This window comes from Georgenia sp. 311 (assembly GCF_006151955.1).
Classification (GTDB): Bacteria; Actinomycetota; Actinomycetes; order Actinomycetales; family Actinomycetaceae; genus Oceanitalea; species Oceanitalea wutianyii.
This window is the reverse complement of the sequence record NZ_VDFS01000035.1, coordinates 34012-41902: the sequence shown is the minus strand read 5'-3', so window position 1 is coordinate 41902 and position 7891 is coordinate 34012. Positions and strand designations below refer to the sequence as shown.

Sequence of the window (7891 nt, the reverse complement as noted above, 5' to 3'; positions counted from 1 at the left end):
GAGGCCCCCGCCCCCTCTCGGGGACGGGGGCCTCGCGCGTCGGTCAGGAACGGGTGTCGTCCCCGCTGATGTTGTAGGCGTGCTCGTGCGGGGTGGACGCGTCGCGCCACCGCAGGATCGCTCCGACGCCGTCGGCGAGCTCGACGCTCGCGTCGTCGACGATCGTCACGCCCGCGCCCTGCTCGGCCGCCGCCCGGCCGATCGCGAGGTCGGCGCGCACCTCGTGCGGCTCGCTCACCCCGAGGTCGGCGACGAGCGCCCGCGTCGGCGCGATCTGCAGCGGGGAGTCCCCGGCCCACACCGTGCGCAGCCGCAGCGCGGAGTTCCGCCCCGTGACGCCCTCGCGCAGGATGAGCTCGGCGACCTGGCCGCGGGCCAGCGCCGCGACGACGTCGTCCAGGCTCTGCGTCGCCGTCCCCTCCCGGCCCTCCTCCTGCCGGAAACGGTCCAGGACCTTCTTCCGGCGGCGCGCCCGGAAGACCGCGAGGGCCTCCTGGAGGTTCCGCTCGAAGGCCGGCTCGTTGACGCCGGCCGACCGCGAGCCGCCGTCGAGCACCATGGCGATGCTCGCCGCCTCCGCGCCCAGCCGCTCCCGGACGAGGGGGACCGCCCGGACGTCCCCGGTGAGGAGGAGCAGCTCGGGACGCCGCTCGTTGACCATCCGCTCGAGCTCGACGGCCACCGTCTCCGCGTTGCGTTCCCAGGAGTCCTCCGCGCGCGCCTGGAGGCGCCGGGAGGCCATGCCGGCCCGGCGCACCTTGTTGATGACGTCCTGGTCCCCGTCCACGCTCGACTCGTCCGCGGTCTCGTACTCCACGGCCGTGCGGCGCTGCAGGGTGAGGTGGGCCCCCGTGCGGCTGATCTCGGCCAGGAGGTAGACCACCGTGCCGTCGGCGACATGGGCCAGGGAGCAGATGTCCCCCCCGACGACCCCGTGGTCGTCGGACGGTGGCTCGAGGAGCACCCGGTCGATCACCACGCCGTCAGGCCCGGCGACGATCGTGCGGCCGTGCTTGCCGGCCACATGGGTGGGGATCTGGACCCGCTCCTCGACGTGGTCGAGGGTGCGGGAGGCGATCCCGCGGCCCTCCAGTGTCCGGCGAATGTCACGCCACCGCGTGACGACCGCCTGGTAGCCGCTCTCCGTGTCCCGCGTGGCGTCGAAGGTGACGGTGACGACGTCCTCGCCTGCCGGGATCTCGCGCGTGAGCCAGTCGATCTGCATACACAGCACCTCACATCGTCTCGCGTGCAGTGCTGTCTACTGTGGGCCACCTTCGGCCCGGCCGCACCTCCGGTCAGGCGCTCTTCTCGCGCGGCGGACGACGCTTCTTCTCACGCGGGACCAGGGTCGGGTTGACGTTCTGCTGGACGACCTCGGCGGTGATGACGACCTTGCCGACGTCGTCCCGGCTGGGCACCTCGAACATCGTCTCGCGGAGGATCTCCTCCATGATCGCGCGCAGGCCGCGCGCGCCGGTGCCGCGCAGCAGCCCGAGGTCGGCGATCGCCTCGAGGGCGTCGTCGGTGAACTCGAGCTCGACGCCGTCGATCTCGAACATCCGCTGGTACTGCCGCACGAGCGCGTTGCGCGGCTCGGTGAGGATGCGGATGAGCGCCTCGCGGTCGAGCGGGGAGACGGTCGTGACGATCGGCAGGCGGCCGACGAACTCGGGGATGAGCCCGAACTTGTGGAGGTCCGCGGGGCGCACCTCGGCGAAGGGGTCGGTCTCCTCGCCCTTGGACCGCAGGGTCGCACCGAAGCCGATGCCCGCCCTGCCCGTGCGCGAGGTGATGATGTCCTCGAGTCCCGCGAACGCACCGGCGACGATGAACAGCACGTTCGACGTGTCGATCTGGAGGAACTCCTGGTGCGGGTGCTTGCGCCCACCCTGGGGCGGCACCGACGCCGTCGTGCCCTCGATGATCTTGAGCAGCGCCTGCTGGACGCCCTCTCCCGACACGTCGCGGGTGATCGACGGGTTCTCGCTCTTGCGGGCGATCTTGTCGATCTCGTCGATGTAGATGATGCCCTTCTCGGCCTTCTTCACGTCGAAGTCGGCGGCCTGGATGAGCTTGAGGAGGATGTTCTCGACGTCCTCACCGACGTACCCGGCCTCGGTGAGCGCCGTCGCGTCGGCGATCGCGAACGGGACGTTGAGCATCTTCGCCAGCGTCTGCGCGAGGTAGGTCTTGCCGGTACCGGTGGGGCCGATGAGAAGGATGTTGGACTTGGCGAGCTCGACGGAGTCGTCGGCGGCCGGGGTCTTCTCCGCCGCCTGCACCCGCTTGTAGTGGTTGTAGACGGCCACGGCGAGCGAGCGCTTGGCGGGCTCCTGGCCGATGACGTACTGCTCGAGGAACTCGAAGATGGCGCGCGGCTTCGGCAGGTCGACGAGGCCGATCTCGCTCGCCTCGGCGAACTCCTCGTCGATGATCTCGTTGCACAGGTCGATGCACTCGTCGCAGATGTAGACGCCGGGGCCGGCGATGAGCTTCTTCACCTGCTTCTGGCTCTTCCCGCAGAAGGAGCACTTGAGCAGGTCAGCACCCTCAGCACTCCGTGCCATGCTCACTCCTCTTCACCCGTGGACTGACTCCATTGGACACCATGACGGGCCCGCGTGTCTCGCCGCTGGGCGAGTGTCGCGTCACCGGCGGGAGGTGGTCACGACCCGAGGGCCGCGACCTCTGCCTTGCGCGACTGGAGCACCTGGTCCACGAGGCCGTACTCGAGAGCCTCGGCGGCGGTGAGGATCTTGTCGCGCTCGATGTCCTCACGCACCTCATCGACCGGCTTGCCGGAGTGCTTAGCGATCGTCTCCTCGAGCCACTCGCGCATGCGCAGCACCTCGCGGGCGTGGATCTCGATGTCCGAGGCCTGGGCGTAGCTGCCGCCCTCGAGGGCCGGCTGGTGGATCATCACGCGCGAGTTCGGCAGCGCGAGGCGCTTGCCGGGCGAGCCGGCGGCCAGCAGGACCGCGGCGGCCGAGGCCGCCTGGCCCAGGCAGACCGTCTGGATCTGCGGCTTGATGAACTGCATCGTGTCGTAGATGGCGGTGAGCGCGGTGAACGAGCCGCCGGGCGAGTTGATGTACAGCGTGATCATGCCGTCGGGGTCAGCGCTCTCGAGGACGAGGAGCTGGGCCATGACGTCGTCGGCCGACGCGTCGTCGATCTGCACCCCGAGGAAGATGATGCGGTCCTCGAAGAGCTTCGTGTACGGGTCCTGGCGCTTGTAGCCGTAGGCGGTGCGCTCCTCGTACTGCGGCAGCACGTAGCGCGCGGACGGCGCGGCGGGCGCGAGACCGCCGGCGAGCGCGGAGCCGTCGAGGCGTCCCGCGCGGGCCATGAACTGGGATTCGATGCTCACTGATGCTCCTGGATGGTCGTCGGGGTGTCCGCTACTGGCTGGTCGTCCCGCCACCGCCGGCGACGGAGGCAGCGGACTCGACGACGTGGTCGATGAAGCCGTACTCGAGCGCCTCGGGGGCGGTGAACCAGCGGTCCCGGTCGGCGTCACGGTTGATCTGGTCGACGGTCTTGCCCGTCTGCTCGGCGGTGATCTCCGCGAGGACCCGCTTCATGTGGAGGATGAGCTCGGCGTTGATCCGGATGTCGGTCGCCGTGCCCCCGATGCCGCCGGAGGGCTGGTGCATCATCACGCGGGCGTGCGGGGTGGCGTAGCGCTTGCCCTTCGCCCCGGAGGACAGGAGGAACTGGCCCATCGAGGCCGCCATCCCCATGCCCACCGTCGCGACGTCGGGCTGGACGTACTGCATGGTGTCGTAGATCGCCATGCCGGCGGTCACGGAACCGCCCGGGGAGTTGATGTACAGGTAGATGTCGCGCTCGGGGTCCTCGGCCGCGAGGAGCAGCATCTGGGCACAGATGGCGTTGGCGTTGTCGTCACGCACCTCCGTCCCGAGCCAGATGATGCGCTCCTTGAGCAGTCGCTGGTAGATCGAGTCGTTGAGGCCGAGGCTGTTGCCCTCGCGGGCTCCTCGAGGCTGCTGGCTCACGTGCACACGCTCCCAATAGTTGTCGTTTGGGGTCCGGCGCGCGGTCGCTGCCGACCGCCGGTCTTCAAGGACACTAACCCGCGCGGCTACCGGAATCTGCCGCCGCCGTCGCGGTTTCGCTGTTGGCGCACCTATGCCACAGGGGCGGCGCCGTCTCCGGCACCGCCCCTGCACGACACAGGACGTCAGTCAGCGCTCGGCGCCGACTCCGCGCTCTCGGCGGAGTCCGCGCTGTCGGCCGAGTCGGCGCTGTCGCCCGAGTCGGCGCTCTCGGCGCTCTCGCCCGAGTCGGCGCTCTCGCCGGAGTCCGCGCTCTCGGCGGAGACGACGACGTCGTCCTCGTCGGACCCGATGAACTCGGAGAGGTCGACAGCCTCGCCGGCGCCGTCGAGGACGGTCACCTTGCGCAGCGCGACCGCGAGGGCCTTGTTGCGGGCGAGCTCACCGGCGAACACCGGGATCTGGCCGGCCTGGCTGGCGGACTGGATGAACTCGTTGGGGTCCATGCCGTACTGGCGCGAGGTCGACAGCAGGAACTCCAGGAGCTCGTTCTGCGCGACCTGCACGCCGAAGGACTCGGCGAGCTCGTCGAGGATGAACTGGTCGCGCATGGCCTTCTCGGTGTCCTCGCGGACCTCCTCGCCGTGCGGGTCGTCCTCCGCCTTGCCCTCGGCCTGCAGGTGCGCCTTGATCTCGGCGTCCACGGCGTTCTTGGGCAGCGGGAAGTCGATCTCCTCGCGCAGGCGCTCGAGGAGCAGGTCGCGCGCGGCGACGGCGCGGTTGGCGTTCTTGTCCTTGGCGATCTGCTCGCGCAGGTCGCTGCGCAGCTCCTCGATCGTGTCGAACTCCGAGGCGAGCTCGGCGAACTCGTCGTCCGCGGCGGGCAGCTCGCGCTCCTTGACGCTGTTGACGGTGACGGTGACCGTCGCCTCCTCACCGGCGCGCTCGCCGCCCACGAGGGTGGAGGTGAAGGTCGCGGTCTCGCCGGCGGACAGGCCGGTGATCGCGTCGTCGAGGCCCTCGAGCATGGTGCCGGAGCCGACCTGGTAGGAGGTGCCGGTGACGGAGTCGACCTCCTCCTCGCCGACCGTCGCGCTGAGGTCGATGGAGACGAAGTCGTCCTCGGCCGCGGCGCGGTCGACGCCCACGAGGGTGCCGAAGCGCTCGCGCAGGGACTCGAGACGCTGCTCGACGTCCTCGTCGGTGACCTCGACCGTGTCGACGGTGAGCTCGTAGGTGGACAGGTCCGGGAGGGTGACCTCCGGACGGACGTCGACCTCGGCGGTGAAGGTCAGCTGACCGCCGACGGGGCCGGTGACGTTCGGGACCTCGGTGACCTCGACCTCGGGCTGGCCGAGCGGCTTGATGCCGGTCTCGGCGACGGCGTCGCGGTACAGGCCCGGCAGCGCGTCGTTGACGGCGTGCTCGATGACGGCGGCGCGACCGACGCGCTGGTCGATGATGCGGGCAGGAACCTTGCCCTTGCGGAAGCCGGGGACGTTGACCTGCTCGCCGATGTGGGAGTAGGCGTGGTCGATGCTCGGCTTGAGCTCCTCGTACGACACCTCGACGGTGAGCTTGGCCCGGGTCGGCTCAAGGGTCTCGACGGCGCTCTTCACTTAGTTGCTCTCCACTCTTCGGTCCATGGGGCCCCGCGCGGGGGTCAGTGCGGCCGTGCGGGGCGTGACCGTAGGCAAACGGCCGTGCGCACAGGCGCAGTCCATCGTAGTCCACCGCGGGCCGGGGACGCGACGCCGCGGAGCCGCGGGGCGGTGACGTCCACCTCGCGACCACGACGCCCGTCCGGCCCACCACGCGCGCATGAGTCGGGATGGCGGGATTCGAACCCACGACCTTCCGCTCCCAAAGCGGACGCGCTACCAAGCTGCGCTACATCCCGTCGACCACCGGCCGCGCCCCGATTGTAGGCGAGCCGCGTCCTCGCGTTACACTCATGCCTGCGCCACTCGGCGCACGCGGGTGTAGCTCAATGGTAGAGCCTCTGCCTTCCAAGCAGATGGTGCCAGTTCGATTCTGGTCACCCGCTCCGACCCTGGCGGTCCGTGCGAACGGACCGCCATACTTGTCTCACCGAGGGGACGAGGGGGACGACCATGGGTGGTCGTAGGACGTTCGTGACGCTGGCGGTGCTCGGCGCCGTCGCCGGTGGCGTGGTCGCCGCGAGCCGCGCGAGCAACCCCCCGCCGCCGCACCGCACCGGCACCTCCGCAGGCGGGATGGAGTACCTCGTCGTGGGCGACGGGCCCCGGACCCTCCTCATGCTCCCCGGCGGCCCGGGCAGCGCCCTGCCCACCGGGCCGCTCGGCCGGTTCATGGAGGGCGGCGCGGGCCGGTACGCCGAGGCCGGCTACACGGTGTGGACCGTCACCCGGCGTCGCGGCATGCCCCCGGGCCACACGATGGCCGACATGGCCGACGACCACGCCGTCTTCATCCGCGAGGAGCTCGGCGGCCATGTCGACGTCGTCGTCGGGGAGTCCTACGGAGGGCTCGTGGCGATGTACCTCGCCGCCCGCCACCCCGCCCTCATCGGCTCGCTGGTGCTCGCCGGTGCCGCGGTGAGGATCGAGGAGGAGGCTCGGGACACCGACGTGCGCTGGGCGCGGCAGCGCGCCGCGGGGCACGACTCCGAGGCGGGCGCGACGTTCCTCGGGCTCGTCCTGCCCCGCACACCGCCCTGGGTGCGCCGCGTCCTCGGCGTCGTCGCCGGGCGCTTCTTCGCCCACCAGTCCGTGCCACCGGGCGACCTCCTCGTCGAGGCGGAGGCCGAGGCGGTCTTCGACGGTCGGGACCTGCCCGCGCAGATCCCCGTGCCCACGCTCGTCGTGTGCGGCGAGGAGGACGAGTTCTTCCCGCTCGACGCCGTCCGTGAGACCGCCGAGGGCATCGCCCTCAGCACGCTCATCACCTACCCCGGGCAGGGGCACATGGCGACCCTCGGCGGCAGCGACCTCCCCGACGACGTCGTCGCCTGGCTCGCCCGCCGGGACAGCGAAGCGGCCGCCACCCCCTCGGGGTGACGGCCGCTTCGTGTGTGAAGTTCGTCAGTCCGCGAACTCCAGGCCCTTCTGGTAGGCCTTGGCCAGGCGCCGGGGCACCTGGATCTCGCGGCCCCCAACGCGGACGGTCTGGAGCGTGGTGGGCTCCGCCTTCCACTGGGACCGGCGAGAGCGGGTGTTGCTACGGGACATCTTGCGCTTCGGAACTGCCATCTGCCCTGCCGCTCCTTTCGTGGTCGAGACGATTGCCGTCATATAGGTTGCCACGCGACGGCCACGTTGACCAATGCCAACCACCCCTCGAGGGGTGTGAGATACCCCGCTCCGGTGTGGCCACAATGGGTACACCATGGATGTTCGCACCCTTGCCCGTGGCGACGCCACCACCGCCGAGCTGGAGATCCGTCGCTCGCGCTTCATCACCTGGCTGCGGCGCGCCGACGACGAGGCCTCCGCGCGCGCCCTCGTCGAGGAGGCACGCCACACCTACCCCGATGCGCGGCACCACTGCTCGGCCTTCATCGTGCGGATCCCGGGCGCCAACCTCGTCGAGCGCTCCTCCGACGACGGCGAGCCCTCCGGCACCGCCGGCATGCCGATGCTCGAGGTGCTGCGCGGCAGCGGGCTCGTCGACCTCAGCGCCGTCGTCGTCCGCTACTTCGGCGGGGTGAAGCTCGGGACGGGCGGACTGGTACGGGCGTACTCCGACGCGGTGCGGGCCGCGCTGGACGTCGCGCCCGTCGTCGTGCAGCGCGAGACGCGACTGCACCGCATCGCGCTGCCCCACGCCGACGCCGGGCGGGTCGAGTCCGAGCTGCGCGCCGCGGGCTTCGCCGTCGACGACGTCGC

The 7891-nt window shown here is 70.8% G+C and carries 8 protein-coding genes and 2 tRNA genes; 3 read left to right on the top strand and 7 right to left on the bottom strand.

Annotation, left to right across the window (positions count from 1 at the left end):
• Nucleotides 1–43: 43 nt before the first annotated feature.
• From FHE66_RS06010 to FHE66_RS05985, 6 genes are all read right to left on the bottom strand, one after another.
• Nucleotides 44–1225: a Vms1/Ankzf1 family peptidyl-tRNA hydrolase gene (locus FHE66_RS06010; RefSeq protein ID WP_139072066.1), complete on the bottom strand. Its 1182-nt coding sequence runs from the start codon at nucleotides 1223–1225 to the stop codon at nucleotides 44–46.
• Between the two features lie 73 nt (nucleotides 1226–1298).
• Complete coding sequence (gene clpX, locus FHE66_RS06005; protein ID WP_139072065.1) at nucleotides 1299–2570, bottom strand: ATP-dependent Clp protease ATP-binding subunit ClpX; 1272 nt, start codon at nucleotides 2568–2570, stop codon at nucleotides 1299–1301.
• Nucleotides 2571–2668: 98 nt separating this feature from the next.
• Nucleotides 2669–3373 (bottom strand): ATP-dependent Clp protease proteolytic subunit, encoded by a 705-nt coding sequence (locus tag FHE66_RS06000; protein WP_139072064.1) that lies wholly within the window; start codon nucleotides 3371–3373, stop codon nucleotides 2669–2671.
• Between the two features lie 31 nt (nucleotides 3374–3404).
• Nucleotides 3405–4196 carry an ATP-dependent Clp protease proteolytic subunit gene (locus FHE66_RS05995; protein WP_255303611.1) on the bottom strand — a complete coding sequence of 264 codons (792 nt, stop codon included), beginning with the start codon at nucleotides 4194–4196 and terminating at the stop codon, nucleotides 3405–3407.
• A gap of 11 nt (nucleotides 4197–4207) precedes the next feature.
• Nucleotides 4208–5641 carry a trigger factor gene (gene tig / locus FHE66_RS05990; RefSeq protein ID WP_139072063.1) on the bottom strand — a complete coding sequence of 478 codons (1434 nt, stop codon included), beginning with the start codon at nucleotides 5639–5641 and terminating at the stop codon, nucleotides 4208–4210.
• 207 nt (nucleotides 5642–5848) lie between these two features.
• Nucleotides 5849–5922: transfer RNA gene (locus FHE66_RS05985), tRNA-Pro, on the bottom strand.
• 76 nt (nucleotides 5923–5998) lie between these two features.
• On the opposite strand from FHE66_RS05985, the gene FHE66_RS05980 reads away from it, so the two are divergent.
• Both FHE66_RS05980 and FHE66_RS05975 read left to right on the top strand, forming a co-directional pair.
• Nucleotides 5999–6069 (top strand) — tRNA-Gly (locus FHE66_RS05980).
• A 67-nt stretch (nucleotides 6070–6136) separates the two neighbouring features.
• Nucleotides 6137–7063: an alpha/beta fold hydrolase gene (locus FHE66_RS05975; RefSeq protein WP_139072062.1), complete on the top strand. Its 927-nt coding sequence runs from the start codon at nucleotides 6137–6139 to the stop codon at nucleotides 7061–7063.
• Nucleotides 7064–7087: 24 nt separating this feature from the next.
• Here FHE66_RS05975 and rpmF read toward each other — a convergent pair whose 3' ends face one another.
• Entirely contained in the window at nucleotides 7088–7255 is a 168-nt protein-coding gene (rpmF, locus tag FHE66_RS05970) for a 50S ribosomal protein L32 (RefSeq protein ID WP_139072061.1), read from the bottom strand.
• A gap of 136 nt (nucleotides 7256–7391) precedes the next feature.
• Between rpmF and FHE66_RS15400 the strand changes: the two genes are divergently transcribed.
• Nucleotides 7392–7891: YigZ family protein (locus FHE66_RS15400; RefSeq protein WP_176554670.1), on the top strand; the 500-nt coding region annotated here is incomplete at its 3' end.

Bases quoted from the DNA above. Each gene is read 5' to 3' on its own strand.
- rpmF (WP_139072061.1), bottom strand. From the start codon at position 7,255: ATGGCAGTTCCGAAGCGCAAGATGTCCCGTAGCAACACCCGCTCTCGC.
- FHE66_RS05975 (WP_139072062.1), top strand. From the start codon at position 6,137: ATGGGTGGTCGTAGGACGTTCGTGACGCTGGCGGTGCTCGGCGCCGTC.
- clpX (WP_139072065.1), bottom strand. From the start codon at position 2,570: ATGGCACGGAGTGCTGAGGGTGCTGACCTGCTCAAGTGCTCCTTCTGC.
- FHE66_RS06010 (WP_139072066.1), bottom strand. From the start codon at position 1,225: ATGCAGATCGACTGGCTCACGCGCGAGATCCCGGCAGGCGAGGACGTC.